Source organism: Paracoccus sp. P2, from assembly GCF_046335115.1.
GTDB lineage: Bacteria > Pseudomonadota > Alphaproteobacteria > Rhodobacterales > Rhodobacteraceae > Paracoccus > Paracoccus pantotrophus.
The window spans coordinates 14,921-32,376 of sequence record NZ_JBGOSN010000029.1 but is presented as its reverse complement, the minus strand read 5'-3'; the positions used below and the strand labels follow the sequence as shown (position 1 = coordinate 32,376).

Sequence of the window (17,456 nt, the reverse complement as noted above, 5' to 3'; positions counted from 1 at the left end):
ATGGGGCGTCAATCTTCCATCCGCCGGCTGCCGCCCGAGGTCCGCGAGGTGATTTCCGACCTGCGCGAGCGCGGGCGCACCATCGACGAAATCCTCGACAAGCTGCGCGAGCTGGATGTCAGCGTGTCCCGCTCGGCGCTCGGCCGCCACGTCAAGCAGCTCGACGCCATCGGCGCGGAGCTGCGCCGGTCCCGCGCCATCGCCGAGGCTCTGGTGAAGCGCTACGGCGAGGCCCCGGAGAGCCGGACGGCGAAGCTCAATATCGAGCTGATGCACGGCCTGATCAGCAAGCTCATGTTCTCCGAGGACGGCCGGCAAGTCGAGCTTGAGCCGAAGGAGGCCATGCAGATCGCCACGGCGATGCAGAAGCTCGCCCAGGCCAGCAAGCAGGAGGTCGACCGTGAGGCGCTGCTTAAGCGCGAGTTCGCCCAGAAGGTGGACCGCAAGCTGGCCGAGGCCGAGGTAACGCTTGCCAGCGAGGCCAGCTCGCCGGCGGATCGGCAGGAAGTCCTGCGGCGCATCCGCGAGGACATCTACGGGATTTTCTCATGAGTGGGCCGGCGGTTCCGCTCTACGGTTTCCAGCGCCGGTGGTTCCTCGACAGGTCCCGCTTCAAGATCGGCATGTTCGCCCGCCAGACCGGCAAGACCTTCACCACCACCTTGGAGATCGTCGACGATTGCTTTGAGGCGTTCACGCGCGGCGAGCGCCGGCGCTGGGTCATCCTGTCGCGTGGCGAGCGGCAGGCGAAGGAGGCGATGGACGAGGGCGTCAAGGTCCATGCCAAAGCCTATCAGCTCGGCTTCACCGAGCTGGAATACGAGGTCGAGGGCGCGGGCGACGCGCGCTACAAGGCGCTTGAGGTGACATTGCCCGGTGGCTCGCGCATCACCGCGCTGCCCGCCAACCCCGACACGGCGCGCGGTTTTTCGGCCTCGGTCTTCCTCGACGAGTTCGCCTTCCATCATGACAGCCGGGCGATCTGGAAGGCGCTCTTTCCCGTCATCTCGGCCGGCCACAACATCCGCGTGGTCTCGACGCCGAACGGCAAGGGCAACAAGTTCTTCGAGCTGATGACGGCCGAGGACGGCAATGTGTGGTCGCGCCACGAAGTCGACATCTACAAGGCGGTGGCCGATGGCCTGCCGCGCGACATCGACGAGCTGCGGGCCGGCATCGCCGACGAGGATGCGTGGGCGCAGGAATACGAACTGAAATGGCTCGACGAGGCCAGCGCGTGGCTCACCTACGATCTGATCCTTGCCGTTGAGAGCGAGGAGGCCGGCGACCCGGCCGGCTATCAGGGCGGGCCGTGCTTCATCGGCAACGACATCGCCCGGCGCAACGACCTGTGGGTCGCGTGGGTCTGGGAGCAGCTCGGTGACACCTTCTGGACGCGCGAGATCGTGACGCTCAAGGGCGCGAGTTTCTCCGAGCAGGAAGACCGGCTGCATCAGCTGATGGCCCGCTACAACCCGGTGCGGCTGGTCATGGATCAGACCGGCATGGGCGAGAAGCCGGTGGAAGACGCGCAGCGGCGATACGGCGAGCTGCGTGTCGAGGGCGTCCTGATGACGCCGGCCCGCCAGCTCGACATGGCGACCAACGCCAAGCAGCTGTTCGAGGATCGCCGCGTGCGCATCCCTGAAGGCGACCCGGCGCTGCGGGCCGATCTGCACAAGCTCAAAAAGACGGTCGGTCCGACCGGGCACCCGCGCCTCGTCGCTGACCGGGACAGCGCGGGTCATGCCGACCGGACGTGGGCGGCCTTCATGGGGCTGGCCGGCGCGGCCGGCGGCGCGATCGACTACGGCTACCGGCCGGCTCCGAAGCCGGAGCGGCTCTCGGAGGTCCATGACGATGATGATCGGCACGAGCGCGCCGGCCCGCGCTTCGGCCGCAGGGGGGCATGGTGATGGCGCAATTGCTCGACCAGTTCGGACGCCCGGTGAAGCTCGACAGGCTGCGCGAGGAGCAGGCCCGGCCGTCGCTCTCGACCGTCCGGCAGATCGTCGGCGGGCATCCGGCGCAGGGCTTGACGCCGGCCCGGCTCGCCGGCCTGCTGCGCGACGCCGAGCAGGGCGACGCCATCGCCTATCTGGAGCTGGCCGAGGAGATGGAGGAGAAGGACCTCCATTACCTGTCCGTGATGGGCACCCGTAAGCGCGCCGTCGCCCAGCTCGAAATCACGGTGGAGAGCGCCTCCGACGAGAAGCGCGATGTCGAGAACGCCGACCTTGTCCGCGAGTGGCTGCGGCGCGAGGAGCTGGAAGACGAAATCTTCGACATCCTCGACGCCATCGGCAAGGGCTTCTCGGTGACCGAGATCATCTGGGAGACCTCGGCCCGGCAATGGTGGCCCGCCCAGCTCAAGCGCCGCGATCAGCGGTGGTTCGAGTTCGACCGCGAGGACGGCGAGACGATCCGGCTGCGCGGCGCTGGCGAGCCGGAAGACCTGCACCCCTTCAAATACATCATCCATGTGACGAAGGCGAAGTCGGGCATCCCGATCCGGGGCGGTCTCGCGCGGGCGGCGGCATGGTCCTACCTGTTCAAGAACTACGACCTCAAGGACTGGGTGACCTATATCGAGGTCCACGGCCAGCCGCTGCGCGTCGGCAAATATCACACCGGCGCGACCGAGGCCGACAAGGAGGTGCTGCTCCGCGCGGTGGCCAATATCGGATCTGATGCGGCCGCCATCATCCCGCAATCCATGCTGATCGAGTTCGTCGAGGCGACCAAGCAGGGCGGCGGCGGGGCCGACATCTACGAGAAGCTCGCCAACTGGCTCGACAGGCAGGTGTCGAAGGCGGTGCTGGGGCAGACGCTCACCACCGAGGTGCAGTCCGGCTCGCTGGCGGCCGCCAAGGTCCACGAGGACGTGCGCCGCGACATCATGCGCTCGGACGCCGGCCAGCTCGCCGCCACGATCAACCGCGACCTCGTGCGCCCGCTGGTGATGCTGAACAGGGGGCCGCAGGAACGCTATCCCCGCATCGTCATCGGCCTGCCCTCCAACATCGACATGAAGCAATACGCCGACGCGGTGGCGGTGCTCGTCGATCGCGGCATGAAGGTCGAGCAGAGCGTGGTGCGCGACAAGCTCGGCCTGCCCGAGCCGGAGAAGGACGCCGAGCTGCTAGGCCCGACCGGCGGCGCTCCGGCGGTCGAGCCGCAGGCCCCGCCGCCGGCCCTGCACGCTGGCCGCCATGTCTGCGCCGCTCATGCCGCCGACGCGATCGACGAGCTGGCGGCCGAGGCCGGCGACGAATGGGAGGCGGTGCTCGAACCCATGGTCGCCCCGCTGCGCGAGCTGCTCGGCGATGCCGCCACGCTTGAGGAGGCCCGCGACCGGCTGGCCGAGCTGATCGCCAAGATGGACACGGCGGCGCTGGAAGACATGCTCGTGCGCGCGGGCTTCTCCGCGCGCCTTGCCGGCCGGCTGGGGGTGCCGCTTGGCCGGGATCGAGATTGAGCCGCTCGCCCCGCAGGAGGCGATCGACGCCTTCCGGCGCAAGGGCTACCGTGTCACTTTCGACTGGCGGGACATGGAGCGCGAGGAGCACTCGCGGGACTTCACCGTCGCGAAGGTGGCGACGCTCGACCTGTTGATGGACATCCGCGAGGCGATGGACCGCGCCATCGCCGAGGGCACCACGCTGCGCCAGTTCGAGAGGGACCTCACCCCGATCTTGCAGGAGAAGGGTTGGTGGGGTCGCGATGTCATGGTCGACCCGCTGACCGGCGAGGAGCGCGAGGTGCAGCTCGGCTCGCCCCGGCGGCTCCAGACGATCTACGACACGAACCTGCGCATGTCCTACGCGGCCGGGCGGTGGCAACAGGTCGAGGCCGTCGCCGCCCGGCGGCCGTGGCTGCGCTATGTCGCCGTGCTCGACGAGCGCACCCGCCAGCAGCATCGCCAGTGGCACAACACAGTGCTGCGCTGGGATGATCCGTGGTGGGACACCCATTTCCCGCCCAACGGCTGGAACTGCCGCTGCACCATCCAGCAGCTCTCCGACGCCGACCTTGTCCGCATGGGGCTGCGCCCCAGCGAGCCGCCGGACGTGACCTCGCGCATGTGGACGAACAGGCGCACCGGCGAGGTGCGGGAGGTCCCGCGCGGCATCGACCCCGGCTTCGACTACAATGTCGGCCGCGCCAATTTGGGGCACATGCGCGATGTCGCGGTCAGCAAGCTCGACGGCGCGCACGACGATCTGGCGCGCGAGACGATCGCCGCCCTGATGCGCGGCCAGCCCTTCGGCAGCTACCTGCGCTCGCCCGGTCAGGGCGCGGGCTGGCCGGTGGCCACCGGCGGTCTCAAGCTGGGCGGCCGTTTCCCGACAGTGACGCTGCCGCCCGCGACCGTGCAGCGGCAGGTTTCGGAGGGCACGCTGCCTGGCCCGGCCGACTGGCAGCGGGTGCAGGCCATGATCGACGCCGGCCGCGTCACACAGCAGGGGAACGTGCGCCATGTCGTGCTCAACGGCGAGCCGCACGTCATGGAGGTGGAGACCAGCGCCGAGGGTCGGATCATCGTCACCAGCCTGCGCAGGGTTGAGCCGTGAGCGGCAGGGCCGAGGACCTGTCCCGCCGCCTTGCCGGGATGATCGACGGCGAGATCGAGGCGTTCGCGGCATGGCTCGCCGAGCAATGGACCATCGCGCCGCACGAAGCGGAGAGCGCGGAGATGACGCCGGATCAGGTCGAGGGGTGGAACCGTTGCGTCGACAGCATCCCGGCCGCCTTCGCGTTGTGGCTGGAAGACGACAACCGCGTCTAATCGGCCGGCTTTTCCTGAACCGCCCGCCACGCCACACAGAAGCCCGCCAGCGGGCGTTGCGCCATTTCCGCACCCCGACATCATCCAAAGTTCTCAAACGCGCCTCAAATGCGTTTGAGGGGGGTCAGCGGCGATCCTCGCGGCGCTTCCGCCGCCTCATCGGGCATCTGACCATTCAGGATGAAAACAGGACCGGACAGCTGTCCGGGTGGGACGGCGCGCGGCCGCCCATAAAACTTGCCCGAAACGAGCCGGCAATCAAGCCGCTCATTTCGAGAGAGACGGGCAAGACGCAAACATGAACACGCTTGTGGCATCGCACACGGTAGTGCTCGCCGGAACCGGACAGGCCCCGGAATGGGTGCATCTGCTGCCGGCCGGCCGCTTCGAGGGTCGGGACGGTCGCGGCCCCTATGTGCTCAAGGATGCGGAGGCGGTGCTGTCGGCGACGACGCGCGCCGGCCTCGATCCTGTCGTCGACTACGACCACCAGACCGACCTTGCCGCTGTAAAGGGCGTGGGCGGCACCGCTCCGGCCGCCGGCTGGGTGAAAGCGCTGGAGGCCCGCGAAGACGGCATCTGGGCGCGGATCGAGTGGACTGAAAAGGGTGCGGCCGCCGTTGCGGCGAAGGAATACCGCTACCTCTCGCCGGTCTTCCTCCACACCAAGTCCGGCGAGGTCCTCAAAATCCTGCGCGCCGGTCTCACCAACAATCCGAACCTGCATCTGGCGGCGCTCGCCAGTCAGGAAAGCAAGCTCCAATCCGAAGGAGAAGACATGGAAGAGCTTCTTGCAGAGCTGGCGGCCGCCCTCGGCCTTCCAGCCAATAGCGACCGCGCCGCCGTGGTGTCGGGCGTAACCTCGCTGGCCGCCAGCGCCAGCGCCTCGGCCGCCGCGATCGCGACGATGGCGAAGGCTGCGGGGGCGAAGGAAGACGACGCCCCCGACGCCGTGGTGACGGCCGTGCAGGCGGCGATCACGAAGGCGGCCGCGCCCGCCGCGCCGGACCCGGAGAAGTTCGTGCCCGCCGAGCTGGTCACCAGCTTGCAGGCGCAGGTCCGCGAGCTGATGGCGGACAAGACCGGCGCGGTGGTCGATCAGGCCATCAAGGACGGCAAGGTGCCGCCCGCCAACCGCGACTGGGCCGTGGCCTATCACGCCAAGGACCCCGAGGGCTTCGCCAAGTTCCTCGAAGGCCAGCCGGTCATCATCACCGCCGGCCCGCAGCCGGGCGGCAAGCCCAAGGCCGACAGCCCGCTCGACGCCGAGGACCTCGCCATGTGCGCGGCGATGGGCCTTGACCCCGAGGAGTTCAAGAAGACCCGCCAGAAGGAGGCCCAGTAAATGGCCGCGCTCACCAAGGATCGCCAGACGCCGGAACGCTCCGGCAAGGAGTTCAGCTTCCCGGTCAAGGCCAGCACGCAGATTTTCGCGGGCTCGATCGTCGTGCTCGCCGCCGGCCTCGCCGAGCCGGGCAAGGCCGCCACCGGCTTGATCGCTGTTGGCCGCGCCGAGGCGCACGCCGACAACCGCAACGGCGGCAACGGCGACATCGACGTGCCGGTGCGCGCCGGCGTCTTCCGCTTCGACAACTCGGCGTCGGCCGACCTCATCACCCGCGCCGACATCGGCGCGGACGCATGGATCGTCGACGATCAGACCGTCGCCAAGACGGACGGTTCGGCCGCGCGGTCGAAGGCCGGGCGCATCGTCGATGTCGATGACCTCGGCGTCTGGGTCCAGCTCGGCTAACAGGAGAGCCTTTTCATGATCATCAACCAAGCCAATCTCGGCCGCCTCTATACCGGCTTCAAGACCTCCTTCAGCCGGGGTCTGGGGCAGGCTGAACCGCAATGGCAGCGCCTTGCCACCCGCATCCCCTCGACCACGCGCGAGGAGAAGTACGGCTGGCTCGGCAAGCTGCCGAACCTGCGCGAGTGGGTGGGCGATCGCGTCGTCAACAACATCCAGCTCCACGACTACGCGATCAAGAACAAGACGTGGGAAGGCACCATCGCCGTTCCGCGCGAGGACCTCGAAGACGATCAGTATGGCGTCTATGCGCCGCTGTTCGAGGAGATGGGCCGCTCGGTTGCCGCGCATCCGAACCAGATGGTGTTCGGCCTGCTCAAGGATGGCTTCTCGACCAACTGCTATGACGGCCAGAATTTCTTCGACGCCGACCACCCGGTTCTCGACGAGGACGGCAAGGTAGCCTCGGTCTCCAATACCGGCGGCGGCTCCGGCACGCCGTGGTTCCTGATCGACGACAGCCGCACGCTCAAGCCGATCATCTATCAGGTCCGCAAGGACTACGACCTGATCCGGCAAGATGCGCCGACCGACGACAATGTGTTCAACCGCAAGGAATACGTCTACGGCGTCGACGGCCGCTCGAACGTGGGTTTCGGTTTCTGGCAGTTCGCCTATGGCAGCCGGCAGACCCTCGACAAGGCCGCCTACAAGGCCGCCCGCGAGGCGCTCATGGGCATGAAGGGCGATTACGGCCGTCCGCTGGGCCTGACGCCCAAGCTGCTCGTCGTGCCGCCCTCGCTCGAAGGTGCCGCGCTCGAAATCCTCAACGCCGAGCGCGACGCGGCCGGGGCCACCAACGTCTACAAGGGCACGGCCGAGCTGCTCGTGTCCTCGTGGCTGGCGTAGGGAGGGCTTGAGCTATGGCGAAGGTCCAGGTCCTGCGCATCACCGCCAAGCGCGCCGGCCGCCGCCGCGCCGGCATCGACCACCCCGCCGCTCCGGTCGATCATCTGGCCGACGCCTTCACGGCCGAGCAGATCGCCCAGCTCAAAGCTGACGACCAGCTCGTCGTGCAGGAGGTCGAGGTGGATGTGCCTGACGAGAAGCCCGCGCCTGCCGGCAAGGGCGGAAAGGCTGCGGGCTGACCGATGGCGTCCTACGCGACCTCTGCGGACATGATCGCGCGCTTCTCCGAGCAGCAGCTCAAGGAAGTGACGGACCCTGATGTCGAGACCATCAGGACCGATGCGCTCGCCCGCGCCCTTGAGGACGCTTCGGACGAGATCGACGGCTATCTGGAGGGGCGGTATCGGCTGCCCCTCCCGAACCCGCCGCGCAGTCTGCGCGTCATCGCCTGCAACATCGCCATGTACCGGCTGCTGACCTTGCGACAGATCGACGTGATGGAGGATCAGCGCAAGCGGTACGAGGACGCCGTGAAGTTCCTGCGCGGGGTGGCGGCCGGCGACATCAATCTCGGCCTGACGCCGGCCGACCAGACAGTCACGCCGGCCGGCGGTCCCGCCATGCGGGAAGGTCCGGCCCGCACCTTCAGCCGCGACCGGCTCCGGGGGTACTGATGGCCGGCGTCAAGGTTTCCATCACGATCGAGGATGACGGCTTCCGCGAAGCGCTCACCCGCCTGATCGAGCGGACGCACAATCTCCAGCCGGTGTTCGAGGAGATCGGCTCGGCGCTGCTGGCGACCACCCAGCAGCGGTTCGAGGCCGAGGCCGGCCCGGACGGCCGCGCGTGGCCGGCGCACTCTGCCGCCACGGTGCTCCGGCGCGGGGCCGGCGCGCCCAAGCTGCGCGATCGCGGCCACCTCTACGCCTCGCTCACCTATGCCGCCTCGCGCCTCAAGGCCGAGGTCGGCACCAATCGCGTCTATGCGCGCGTCCACCAGCTCGGCGGCAAGGCCGGGCGCGGGCGCAAGGTCACCATTCCGGCGCGGCCCTATCTCGGGGTCAGCGACGCAGACCGGCGCATGATCGGCGAAATCCTGACCGACCATCTGGCAATGGCGGTGCGGCAATGATCGGCGAGATCGAAAAGGCCATCGTCGAGCGCCTCGCCGGTCGCCTGACCGGGGTGAAGGTCGAGGCGTTCCCCGATAAGCCGGACACTTACACCATGCACCATCCCAAGGGCGTGGTGCTCGTCGCCTTCGGCCGCGCCACCTATTCCGCGCCCAAGACCATCGACCTCGTGGTGCAGGAGCGGCGGATCGAGTGGGACATCACGCTGCTCATGCGCAACCTGCGCGACCATGCCGGGGCCTATGACGTACTCGACGCGGTGCGGCTCGTGCTCACCGGCTGGCGCACCAGCGGGGCCGGCAAGCTGATGCCGGTGCGCGAGGAGTTCCTCGACCAGAAGCAGGGCGTTTGGACCTACGTGCTGACGATGGCGCACACCATCCCGGCGGTCGAGTGCGCCGAGGAAGAGGACCTGCCGCTGCTCAAGCGCGTCAACACGACCGACGACTACGGCACCACACAGGCACCGCCGGCCGATCCCGACGAGGGCGGCAACCCTGAAGACGAACCCGGTGGCGGCACGCCGCCGGCCGACGACTGACCCGGCATCATGGAGGTTTTCAAGCCGATGGCACGCTACATTTACAACGGTCCCATGTCGGCCGCCACGCTCGGCGACGGCACGGACGTGATCCTGTTCAACGGGGCGGAGGTCGATCTGCCCGCCGCCAACGAATGGGTGAAGAGCCTCGTCGCCCAGAAGCGGCTCACCCCAATCACCAAGCCCGCCGCCCAGCCGGCCGGGGCTGCCACCACCACGACCGACACGCCGAAGGCGCAGGCCGAGCCTGCTGCCCGCAAGGCTGCGGAAAAGGAGACCAAGTAATGGCCGCGAACTTCCTTCATGGCGTCGAGACGATCGAGATCGACAAGGGGCCGCGCCCGATCCGGGGCGTCAAGACCGCCGTGGTCGGGCTGATCGGCACCGCGCCGATCTTCGCCGTCGACGGCACGCTGGCGACCGTCAACGAGCCGGTGCTCGTCCTGTCCGACCGTGACGCCGCCCAGTATTTCGGGCCGCAGATCGAGGGCTACACCATCCCGCAGGCGCTCGACGCCATCTTCGATCAGGGACGCGGCATCGCCATCGTCGTCAACGTCTTCGACCCCGAGGAGCACACCAGCGCCCAGGCGGAAATCTCCAAGACTTTCGGGGCCAACGACAAGATTGAGCTGGATCATCGCGGCATCGTGGGCCTGACCGTCAAGAACGCGGCCGGCGCGATCACCTACGACCTGACCGACGACTACCTGCTTGATCCGGCGGGCGGCGTCATCACCCGCGTTGCGGGCGGCGACATCGCTGCGGCCGCCGAGGTCAAGGTCGCCTACAGCTATGCCGACCCGACCAAGGTTATGCCGTCCGACATCATCGGCACGGTGGACGGCGCGGGCAACCGCACCGGCCTTCAGGCGCTACAGGACACCTACAACGATCTGGGCTTCTTCGCCAAAATCCTGATCGCCCCGGTCTACGGCACGCTCAACGGGGTGGCCTCCGAGCTGAACGTCATGGCGTCCAAGCTGCGCGCCATCGCTCTGGTCGACGCGCCGATCGGCACCACCTTCCAGCAGGCCATCACCGGCCGGGGGCCGAACGGCGACATCAACTTCAACTATTCGTCGGAACGGATGGTGCTGTGCTATCCGCACCTCAAGGTCTACGACATCGACACCGACACCGAACGGCTGGAGCCGTTCAGCCAGCGGTTGGCCGGCGTCATCTGCGCCGTCGACAACGACCGGGGCTACTGGTGGTCGCCCTCGAACAACGAGATCAAGGGCATCACCGGCGTTGAGCGCAAGCTCTCGGCGATGATCAACGATCCGACCACCGAGGTGAACCTGCTCAACGAGAACGGCATCGTGACGCTGTTCAATTCGTTCGGCACCGGCCTGCGGACGTGGGGCAACCGCTCGGCGGCATGGCCGTCCGTCACGCACCCGAAGAACTTCATCAACGTGCGCCGGGTGGCGGACGTTCTCCACGAGAGCATCGAATACTCCATGCTCCAGTTCATCGACCGCCCGCTCAATCAGGCGTTGATCGACGACATCCGCGAGAGCGTCAACGCCTTCATCCGCACGCTGATCGGAAGGGGCGCGCTGATCGACGGCGAGTGCATCTACGATCCGGCCAAGAATGAGGCGACCGAGCTTGCCCTCGGGCATGTCACCTTCGACATCGAGTTCATGCCGCCGACGCCGGCCGAGCGCATCACCTTCGAGAGCTTCATCAACATCGAGCTGCTGCGCCAGCTCGGCACGAGCGCGAGCTAAGGAGGCGCGTGAACCATGACGGACAAGATCGCGATCAACCACGTCACCAACGCCAACATCTATATCGACGGCTTCTCGCTGCTCGGCCGCGCCGAGGAGCTGGAGCTGCCGCAGGTCAAGCACAAGATGACCGAGCACAAGGCGCTCGGCATGGTCGGCACCGCCGAGTTCTTTTCGGGCGTCGAGAAGATGACCTGCAAGGTGAAGTGGGCGTCCTTCTACCCCGAGGTGCTGCGCAAGGCGGCCAATCCGTTCAAGACGGTGCAGCTTCAGGCGCGTTCCTCGCTGGAGACCTATACCGGGCAGGGTCGCGTCGCCGAGGTGCCGGTGGTGGTGCTGCTGACCGCCGCCCACAACGACTTCCCGCTCGGCTCCTACAAGCAGCATGAGCGCGGCACGCCGGAGAGCAACCTGTCGGTCTATTACGCCAAGATGGAGATCGACGGGAACCACATCTTCGAGTTCGACGTGCTCAACAACATCTACAAGGTCGCGGGCGAAGACGTGCTCACCACCTATCGCCTCAATATCGGGGCGTGACGGTGACGGCGGCGGGCGACGGGTGGCCTGACCGCGCCCGCCGCCGTCATCCAGCATCAGGCCGCAACAGGAGACAGGCTATGACCGACAAGACCCAGAACGCGCCCGAGGCGCAGGAGGCCGGGGCGGTTCCCGGCGCGAAGACCGTGACGCTGCCCTCGGGCAAGGTCGCCGTGGTGCGCAAGGGCAAGGGCAAGGACATGCGGATCGCCGCGCGCCATGTGAACCCGGCGCAGGACCCGATCGGCTATGCGATGGCGCTGGCCGCCCAGCTCACCGAGATCGACGGCAAGCCGCTGGTGCCGGAAGACCTCGACGAGATGGACATGGACGAGGTGGGGGCGATCATGGGTGCGCTGCCGGGAAAGTCCCTACCCCAAGGGATGCTTTCCAGCTCGTGACGGTGACGGGATGGTCGGCGGCCGAGATCGACGGGATGGAGATCGCCGACCTGACCGACTGGCTGGAAGAGGCCGCCGAGCACGCAAGGGAAGTCAACGAGGCGATCAAGGCTGCGCGCGAGCGCGCTTCTTAGCTTCGTGCTCGGCCTTCGCTCGCGCCCAAGCCTCGCTGTTGGTGCGCTTCAGCTCTTTCGCAAACCAGACCGATCCGCGCGACGCCATGATGATCGCGCGGATCAGAACATAGAGGAGGCCGAGAGCGGCTCCGGCCCCGAACAGAACGAGGAAAAAAGCGACAAATCCCACGATGCCCTCCCGTCTTTACTTGTAACCATCGGACCCTAGCGCGCAATGGACAGTATTTTCAACCTCGCGGTCATCGTCAGGGCGGTCGATCAACTGACCGGGCCGGCCCGCGAGATGGCGCGCGCCCTGTCCAATTTCGACGAGATGGCCGAGCGCGGCCGGGGCATGATCGAGTGGGGATCGCGCATGTCGGTCGCGGGCGCGCTGACCGAGGGCGCGGCCGGCGCGATGATGCGGGCGATCCGCGGCCCGGTCGAGGTCGCCGCCGAGTTTCAGGAGGCGATGGCGCTGGTGCGCGCGGTGACGGCCGGCATCACCGGCGAGGAGTTCGACCAGCTCCGGGCGCAGGCGCTGGAGCTGGGCGCGGCCACCACCTTTTCGGCCAGTCAGGCCGCCGAGGGTATGGGCTTCCTCGCCAAGGCCGGCTTTTCCGCGCAGGAGCAGATGGCCGCCATGCCGGCCATGCTCGATCTTGCCCGCGCCGGCGCGGTGGAACTGGGGCTGGCCGCCGACATCGCCTCCAACATCCTGTCGGGCTTCGGCCTCGAAGCCTCGGAGATGACGCGGGTGGCGGACGTGATGGTGGCGACCTTCACCACCGCCAATACCGACATCCCCATGCTCGGCGACACCATGAAGTATATCGCGCCGGTGGCACGCGCGGCCGGCATGAGCCTCGAAGAGGCGGCGGCCATGGCGGGCCTGCTCGGCAATGCCGGCATCCAGTCCAGTCAGGCCGGCACCACGCTGCGCTCCATGCTGCAAAGGCTGGCCTCGCCGGCGGGCGAGGCGTCGAAGGTGCTGGAGGCGCTCGGCATCTCGATCGCCGACGAGCAGGGCAACATGCGCAACATGGTCACCCTGCTCGGCGAGGTGAGCGCGGCGATCGAGACGCTAGGCACGCAGGAGCAGCTTGCCGTCATCGGCACCGTGTTCGGCCGCGAGGCGGCGGCCGGCGCGGCCGAGCTGCTCAATCAGGGCATCGCCATCTCCGATTACGTCGACCGGCTCTCCGGCTCGGCCGGGCGCGCCGCGCAGGTGGCAGCCGACATGAGCGACAATTATCGCGGCGCGCAGGAGGAGTTCGCCGGCGCGATCGAGACGCTCAACATCGTGCTCGGCGACATGCTGCTGCCGCACCTGACCGAGATCACGCTGTGGCTGGCCGAGGTGATGTCGGGCTTCGGCGAATGGGTGCAGGCCAATCCGGGGCTGGCCAAGATCGTCATGTCGCTGGCGGCCATCGCCGCCTTCTCGCTCGCCATCGTCGCGCCGATCCTGACCCTGATCGGCGGCTTCGCCACAATGGCCGGGGCCGGACTGGTGGCGCTGTCCAAGATCGGGATGGCCTTCGTGTGGCTCGCGCCGAGGATATTGGCCGCTTCCGGTGCAGTTCTCGGCTTTGCCTATCGACTGGCTTTCGCGGCCGCCAGCTCGATCGCCCCCTTTCTGTCGGGTGTGGTGTCGCTTGGCGCGGCGATGGCAGGGCGCGTCGCGGCCGGGCTGCGGGCGGCGGCCGTGGCGGCGCGGGCCTTCGGGCTGGCGCTGCTCGCCAACCCGATCGTGCTGATCGCGGTGGCGGTCGCGGCGGCCGCCTATCTCATCTGGCAATACTGGGAGCCGATTTCCGCCTTCTTCGTCTCGCTCTGGGGTGACGTTCAAACGGCCTTTGAGGGCTTCTCAAACTGGCTTTCCGGCTGGTGGCAAACCATCGGCTCCGTGTTCGACGGCAGCTTCGATTGGTCGAGCCTGATCCCGACGCTCGACTGGGGCACGGTGCTGACCGTGCTGGACTGGGCAAGCTGGCTGCTGCCGATCCGGTGGCTGGATTTCATCCCCGGCTTCTCGTGGGCCGGCGTGATCGAGGGTGCGCTCGACTGGGCCGGCTATGTCACGAACCTCGACTGGGGAGCATGGATCGGCTCGCTTTCGTGGGGCGACGTGCTCACGGCGCTCGACTGGGTGAGCTGGGTCTCGCCGCTTCGGTGGCTCGATTTCATCCCCGGCTTCTCGTGGTCGGAGCTGCTCTCCGGTGTCGCCGCTTTCGACTGGTCGAGCCTGATCCCGGCCGTCGACTGGGCGGCGATCGTTCCCGCCATGCCGGAGATCGACTGGTCGGCCGTCACGCAGGCGATGGCCGCGCCCTTCGAGCTGGCCTTCACCGCGATCGACGCGGTGTGGGGCCGGCTGCGGGCGCTGTTCGAGTGGTCGCCGCTTGAGGCGATCCGGGCGTCGTTCGGCGGTATTGGCGAGACGCTGGTCGGCTTCATCTCCGACGCCGCCGACATGGCCGGCGCGGCATGGAACCGCGTCACCTCCATCTTCTCCAGCGCCGATGCCGTCGATCTGGCCGCGCGCGATCCCGCCTCGATCGAGCGGGCGACGGCGGCAGCCCGCGAGCTGGCGGTGGCGCTGGAAGGCGTGGCCGGCCTCGACCTTTCGGCCGCGCAGGCGGGCGTCAATGCGGTCTCCGAAGCGGCCGCCCATGCCATCGCCCAGGCGGGCGGCATACCGGCGGCTGCCGAGGACGCGGTGCGCAGCGCCCGCGCCATCGTGGCCGGTGTCACATTCTTCTCCGAAGGCGTGGCGATGATGGCGACGCTGGCGGCCGGCATCCGCGCCGGGGCGGCGGTCGCCGTCGAGGCGGTGCGTGACACCGTGCAGACCATGCGCGACCACCTGCCGCACTCTCCCGCGAAGATCGGCCCGCTCTCCGACCTGCACCGCGTCCGCTTCGCCGAGACGCTGGCCGGCGCGATCCGGCCCGGCCCGGCCGTCGAGGCCGTGCAGCGCCTGACCGCAGGCATGGCGGCCGTGCTGGCGGGCGCGTCGCTCACGGTGCCGGCCGCCGCCGCGCAGATGCCCGCCGTCGAGGCGGCCGGCCAGATCACCGCCCCCTCTATCTCAATCGCCGTGCCGCAGGTCGGCGTGGTGCCGGCTGGCGGTGACGGGGCTGCCAGCCCGGCCGGCGCGCGCGGCGGTGCGGAGGCGGTGCGCGTCGAGGTCAATTTCAGTCCGACCGTCACCATGCAGGGCGGCGGCGGGGGCGGCGACAACTTCGCCTCACGCGAGCAGATGCAGGACCTGCTGCGCTCCATGAGCCACGAGCTGGTGCAGGTCATTCAAGACGAACTGGCGCGCATCCAGCGCCGCAACTACTAGGAGGCCAGCCATGTTCGCCGTGCTCGGGCCGATCAGCTTCCGGCTCATCACCTATTTCGAGGGCGTCAGCAACAAGATCGGCTACGACTATGCCGAGCACGCCGTGATCGAGGGCAAGCCGCGCCTGCAATGGATCGGTGACGATCTGCAAGAGGTCACCATCGACCTGCTCTTCCATGTCTCCTACTGCAACCCCGAGGCCGAGCTGGCGAAGCTGCGCATCGCCGGGTCCATGCACACCGCGCTGCCGCTGGTCTATGGTTCGGGCCACTATGTCGGCATGTTCGTCGTCAAATCCATCAAATCGACGACGAGGCAAACCACCGGCTCCGGCGCGCTGGTCGCCATCACCGCGCGCGTGACGCTGCTCGAGTATGCGGGGCTGGGCGGCCTGCTCGGCGCGATCATCTCGGTGGTGAACAATGCCGCCCGCGCCAGCGGGGCCGGCTCCAACACCCAGCGCGGCGGCGCATCCGCCTCGCCGTCCGGCGATCCGTCCTCGGTCTCGTCTTCCTCGGTGGTGCGGCAATGACCGAATATGTCGAGCACCTGACCGCCGAGGGCGACCGCTGGGACCTGATCGCGTGGCGCTATTATGGCGACCCGCACCTTTATGAGCCTATCATCGCAGCGAACCCCACCGTGCCGATACGGCCCTTCCTCGCCTCGGGCATCCGGCTGCGCGTGCCGATCATCCCCGACGAGGTGGTGCTCGATCGCGACCTGCCGCCATGGAAGCGGAGCAACCTGCGATGATGGTGCCGCAGGCCAAGTGGATATTGACCTATCAGGGTGCTGACATCGGCGCGGACGCCATCTCGGTCATCTATACGGACTTCGACCACGGCAAGTCTGACGAGATCGAGGCGACCTTCGAGGACAAGCTGCACCGCTGGAAGGGTGGCTGGTATCCCGAGCACGGCGACGTGCTCGACCTGTCGATCGGGTGGCTCGGGCAAGGGCTGCTGCCCTGCGGCACCTTCGAGATCGACGAGATCGACTTCGACGGCGCGCCCGATACCGTGACCATTCGCGGGCTTGCCGCGCCGGTCTCGGAAAGTCTGCGCACCAAGAAGACGCGGGCTTTCGAGAACAAGACCCTGCGCCAGATCGCCGAGCAGATCGCGGGCGAGAACGGCCTGTCGGTCGAGGGTACGATCGAGAACATCACCTTCAAGCGGGTGACACAGGACAACGAGCGCGATCTGGAGTTTTTGAAGCGCATCGCCGAAGAGTACCACCACGTCTTTGCCGTTCGCGGCAAGGTGCTGTTCTTCTCCAAGGTCGAGGACCTCGAAAGCCAAGGTCCCGTCGCCGTGATCCCGCGCACCGAGATGAAACGTTTTTCGTTTCAGGACAAGGTTCACGAGGTCTACAAGGACTGCAAGCTCTCCTACCACGATCCCGAGACGGCCAAGCTGATCGAGGTGACGGTCGAGGACCCGAACGTCAAGACCGGCGACACGCTGCGCATCAAGGCTCGCGTCGAGAGCGAGGCGCAGGCCAAGAAGCGCGCCGAGGCCGAGCTGAAAAAAGCCAACGCCAAGAAGCTGCGCGGGCGCATCCTCATCGTCGGTGACCACCGCATGGTGGCCGGCAACGTGATCGAGGTCGCCATGCTGGGCAAGCTCTCGGGCAAATATTACGTCGAGACCTCGCGCCACCGGATCGAGCGCGGGGCGGGTTATACCACAGAGATCGAGGTGCGCCGTGTCCCTTAGACTGGGTATCGTCTCCGAAACCGACCCCGCCAAGGCCAAGGTCCGGGTGAAGTTCCCGGATCATGACGATGTGCAATCGTTCTGGCTTCAGGTGCTTCAGGGCAAGACCAAGAGCGACAAGACCTATTGGATGCCGGTGGTGGGCGAGCATGTCGTGTGCATCATGGACCCCGGCGAGGAGGCCGGCGTGGTGGCCGGCGCGATCTATTCGGAGGCCGACGCCCCGCCATCGTCGGACCCGAACGTCCATACGATCGTCTACGGCGACGGAGCCTCTCTCACCTATGACAAGGGAAGCCAGACCTTCCGGCTCGTCACCGGCGGCGTGACGATCGAAATCTCGCCCGGTGGCGTCGCCATCACCGGCGGCTCGATCACGCATAACGGCACGACGATCGACGACACCCATAAGCATGGCGGCATCGTCCCCGGCGGCGGCATCACCGATGTCCCCGTTTGATG

23 protein-coding genes are annotated in these 17,456 nt (G+C 67.6%); 22 read left to right on the top strand and 1 reads right to left on the bottom strand.

Annotation, left to right across the window (positions count from 1 at the left end):
• The 17 genes from ACDP63_RS16840 (at position 1) to ACDP63_RS16760 (ending at position 11,939) form a co-directional block, all read left to right on the top strand.
• On the top strand, positions 1-552 hold the full coding sequence (locus ACDP63_RS16840) for a phage protein Gp27 family protein (protein ID WP_409928353.1): 552 nt from the start codon (positions 1-3) through the stop codon (positions 550-552).
• Positions 549-1,916 (top strand): terminase large subunit domain-containing protein, encoded by a 1,368-nt coding sequence (locus ACDP63_RS16835; RefSeq protein ID WP_409928327.1) that lies wholly within the window; start codon positions 549-551, stop codon positions 1,914-1,916. The genes ACDP63_RS16840 and ACDP63_RS16835 overlap by 4 nt, the downstream gene beginning before the upstream one ends.
• Positions 1,916-3,478: a DUF935 domain-containing protein gene (locus ACDP63_RS16830; RefSeq protein WP_409928326.1), complete on the top strand. Its 1,563-nt coding sequence runs from the start codon at positions 1,916-1,918 to the stop codon at positions 3,476-3,478. The genes ACDP63_RS16835 and ACDP63_RS16830 overlap by 1 nt, the downstream gene beginning before the upstream one ends.
• Complete coding sequence (locus ACDP63_RS16825; protein ID WP_409928325.1) at positions 3,459-4,574, top strand: phage minor head protein; 1,116 nt, start codon at positions 3,459-3,461, stop codon at positions 4,572-4,574. The genes ACDP63_RS16830 and ACDP63_RS16825 overlap by 20 nt, the downstream gene beginning before the upstream one ends.
• Complete coding sequence (locus ACDP63_RS16820; protein WP_409928324.1) at positions 4,571-4,789, top strand: hypothetical protein; 219 nt, start codon at positions 4,571-4,573, stop codon at positions 4,787-4,789. The genes ACDP63_RS16825 and ACDP63_RS16820 overlap by 4 nt, the downstream gene beginning before the upstream one ends.
• Before the next feature lie 298 nt (positions 4,790-5,087).
• Positions 5,088-6,134 (top strand): phage protease, encoded by a 1,047-nt coding sequence (locus tag ACDP63_RS16815; RefSeq protein WP_409928323.1) that lies wholly within the window; start codon positions 5,088-5,090, stop codon positions 6,132-6,134.
• The gene (locus ACDP63_RS16810) at positions 6,135-6,542 is read left to right on the top strand and encodes a hypothetical protein (RefSeq protein ID WP_409928322.1); all 408 of its coding nucleotides are present in this window, start codon (positions 6,135-6,137) and stop codon (positions 6,540-6,542) included.
• Between the two features lie 15 nt (positions 6,543-6,557).
• Positions 6,558-7,451: a Mu-like prophage major head subunit gpT family protein gene (locus ACDP63_RS16805; RefSeq protein ID WP_409928321.1), complete on the top strand. Its 894-nt coding sequence runs from the start codon at positions 6,558-6,560 to the stop codon at positions 7,449-7,451.
• A 14-nt stretch (positions 7,452-7,465) separates the two neighbouring features.
• Positions 7,466-7,690: an HI1506-related protein gene (locus tag ACDP63_RS16800; RefSeq protein WP_409928320.1), complete on the top strand. Its 225-nt coding sequence runs from the start codon at positions 7,466-7,468 to the stop codon at positions 7,688-7,690.
• A gap of 3 nt (positions 7,691-7,693) precedes the next feature.
• Positions 7,694-8,125, top strand: a complete 432-nt coding sequence (locus tag ACDP63_RS16795; RefSeq protein ID WP_409928319.1) for a gp436 family protein — start codon at positions 7,694-7,696, stop codon at positions 8,123-8,125.
• A complete protein-coding gene (locus ACDP63_RS16790) occupies positions 8,125-8,583 on the top strand; it encodes a phage virion morphogenesis protein (RefSeq protein WP_409928318.1) in 459 nt (152 codons plus the stop codon). Before ACDP63_RS16795 ends, ACDP63_RS16790 begins: the two co-directional genes overlap by 1 nt.
• Entirely contained in the window at positions 8,580-9,125 is a 546-nt protein-coding gene (locus tag ACDP63_RS16785) for a Gp37 family protein (RefSeq protein ID WP_409928317.1), read from the top strand. Before ACDP63_RS16790 ends, ACDP63_RS16785 begins: the two co-directional genes overlap by 4 nt.
• 27 nt (positions 9,126-9,152) lie before the next feature.
• Positions 9,153-9,410, top strand: coding sequence for a hypothetical protein (locus tag ACDP63_RS16780; protein WP_409928316.1), 258 nt, complete (start codon positions 9,153-9,155; stop codon positions 9,408-9,410).
• Positions 9,410-10,864 (top strand): phage tail sheath subtilisin-like domain-containing protein, encoded by a 1,455-nt coding sequence (locus ACDP63_RS16775; RefSeq protein WP_409928315.1) that lies wholly within the window; start codon positions 9,410-9,412, stop codon positions 10,862-10,864. Before ACDP63_RS16780 ends, ACDP63_RS16775 begins: the two co-directional genes overlap by 1 nt.
• Before the next feature lie 15 nt (positions 10,865-10,879).
• The gene (locus ACDP63_RS16770) at positions 10,880-11,404 is read left to right on the top strand and encodes a phage major tail tube protein (RefSeq protein ID WP_409928314.1); all 525 of its coding nucleotides are present in this window, start codon (positions 10,880-10,882) and stop codon (positions 11,402-11,404) included.
• 80 nt (positions 11,405-11,484) lie between these two features.
• A complete protein-coding gene (locus ACDP63_RS16765) occupies positions 11,485-11,805 on the top strand; it encodes a hypothetical protein (protein ID WP_409928313.1) in 321 nt (106 codons plus the stop codon).
• On the top strand, positions 11,802-11,939 hold the full coding sequence (locus ACDP63_RS16760) for a GpE family phage tail protein (protein ID WP_409928312.1): 138 nt from the start codon (positions 11,802-11,804) through the stop codon (positions 11,937-11,939). The genes ACDP63_RS16765 and ACDP63_RS16760 overlap by 4 nt, the downstream gene beginning before the upstream one ends.
• Here the strand turns inward: ACDP63_RS16760 and ACDP63_RS16755 are convergent.
• Positions 11,911-12,111 (bottom strand): hypothetical protein, encoded by a 201-nt coding sequence (locus ACDP63_RS16755; protein WP_409928311.1) that lies wholly within the window; start codon positions 12,109-12,111, stop codon positions 11,911-11,913. The two genes, ACDP63_RS16760 and ACDP63_RS16755, sit on opposite strands and share 29 nt — an antisense overlap.
• A gap of 45 nt (positions 12,112-12,156) precedes the next feature.
• Between ACDP63_RS16755 and ACDP63_RS16750 the strand changes: the two genes are divergently transcribed.
• Genes ACDP63_RS16750 through ACDP63_RS16730 form a run of 5 tightly spaced genes read left to right on the top strand, consistent with a single transcriptional unit; the run spans position 12,157 to position 17,454 of the window.
• A complete protein-coding gene (locus tag ACDP63_RS16750) occupies positions 12,157-15,273 on the top strand; it encodes a phage tail tape measure protein (protein WP_409928310.1) in 3,117 nt (1,038 codons plus the stop codon).
• Between the two features lie 10 nt (positions 15,274-15,283).
• A complete protein-coding gene (locus ACDP63_RS16745) occupies positions 15,284-15,805 on the top strand; it encodes a phage tail protein (RefSeq protein WP_409928309.1) in 522 nt (173 codons plus the stop codon).
• Positions 15,802-16,029 carry a tail protein X gene (locus ACDP63_RS16740; RefSeq protein WP_409928308.1) on the top strand — a complete coding sequence of 76 codons (228 nt, stop codon included), beginning with the start codon at positions 15,802-15,804 and terminating at the stop codon, positions 16,027-16,029. Before ACDP63_RS16745 ends, ACDP63_RS16740 begins: the two co-directional genes overlap by 4 nt.
• On the top strand, positions 16,026-16,994 hold the full coding sequence (locus ACDP63_RS16735; protein ID WP_409928307.1) for a phage late control D family protein: 969 nt from the start codon (positions 16,026-16,028) through the stop codon (positions 16,992-16,994). Before ACDP63_RS16740 ends, ACDP63_RS16735 begins: the two co-directional genes overlap by 4 nt.
• On the top strand, positions 16,984-17,454 hold the full coding sequence (locus tag ACDP63_RS16730; protein WP_409928306.1) for a phage baseplate assembly protein V: 471 nt from the start codon (positions 16,984-16,986) through the stop codon (positions 17,452-17,454). The genes ACDP63_RS16735 and ACDP63_RS16730 overlap by 11 nt, the downstream gene beginning before the upstream one ends.
• The last annotated feature ends 2 nt before the right edge of the window (positions 17,455-17,456 follow it).

Coding starts and splice junctions, on each gene's coding strand:
- ACDP63_RS16770 (WP_409928314.1), top strand. CDS start 10,880: ATGACGGACAAGATCGCGATCAACCACGTCACCAACGCCAACATCTAT.
- ACDP63_RS16780 (WP_409928316.1), top strand. CDS start 9,153: ATGGCACGCTACATTTACAACGGTCCCATGTCGGCCGCCACGCTCGGC.
- ACDP63_RS16805 (WP_409928321.1), top strand. CDS start 6,558: ATGATCATCAACCAAGCCAATCTCGGCCGCCTCTATACCGGCTTCAAG.
- ACDP63_RS16745 (WP_409928309.1), top strand. CDS start 15,284: ATGTTCGCCGTGCTCGGGCCGATCAGCTTCCGGCTCATCACCTATTTC.
- ACDP63_RS16810 (WP_409928322.1), top strand. CDS start 6,135: ATGGCCGCGCTCACCAAGGATCGCCAGACGCCGGAACGCTCCGGCAAG.
- ACDP63_RS16795 (WP_409928319.1), top strand. CDS start 7,694: ATGGCGTCCTACGCGACCTCTGCGGACATGATCGCGCGCTTCTCCGAG.
- ACDP63_RS16800 (WP_409928320.1), top strand. CDS start 7,466: ATGGCGAAGGTCCAGGTCCTGCGCATCACCGCCAAGCGCGCCGGCCGC.
- ACDP63_RS16735 (WP_409928307.1), top strand. CDS start 16,026: ATGATGGTGCCGCAGGCCAAGTGGATATTGACCTATCAGGGTGCTGAC.
- ACDP63_RS16840 (WP_409928353.1), top strand. CDS start 1: ATGGGGCGTCAATCTTCCATCCGCCGGCTGCCGCCCGAGGTCCGCGAG.
- ACDP63_RS16835 (WP_409928327.1), top strand. CDS start 549: ATGAGTGGGCCGGCGGTTCCGCTCTACGGTTTCCAGCGCCGGTGGTTC.
- ACDP63_RS16740 (WP_409928308.1), top strand. CDS start 15,802: ATGACCGAATATGTCGAGCACCTGACCGCCGAGGGCGACCGCTGGGAC.
- ACDP63_RS16830 (WP_409928326.1), top strand. CDS start 1,916: ATGGCGCAATTGCTCGACCAGTTCGGACGCCCGGTGAAGCTCGACAGG.
- ACDP63_RS16750 (WP_409928310.1), top strand. CDS start 12,157: ATGGACAGTATTTTCAACCTCGCGGTCATCGTCAGGGCGGTCGATCAA.
- ACDP63_RS16790 (WP_409928318.1), top strand. CDS start 8,125: ATGGCCGGCGTCAAGGTTTCCATCACGATCGAGGATGACGGCTTCCGC.
- ACDP63_RS16785 (WP_409928317.1), top strand. CDS start 8,580: ATGATCGGCGAGATCGAAAAGGCCATCGTCGAGCGCCTCGCCGGTCGC.
- ACDP63_RS16765 (WP_409928313.1), top strand. CDS start 11,485: ATGACCGACAAGACCCAGAACGCGCCCGAGGCGCAGGAGGCCGGGGCG.
- ACDP63_RS16815 (WP_409928323.1), top strand. CDS start 5,088: ATGAACACGCTTGTGGCATCGCACACGGTAGTGCTCGCCGGAACCGGA.
- ACDP63_RS16775 (WP_409928315.1), top strand. CDS start 9,410: ATGGCCGCGAACTTCCTTCATGGCGTCGAGACGATCGAGATCGACAAG.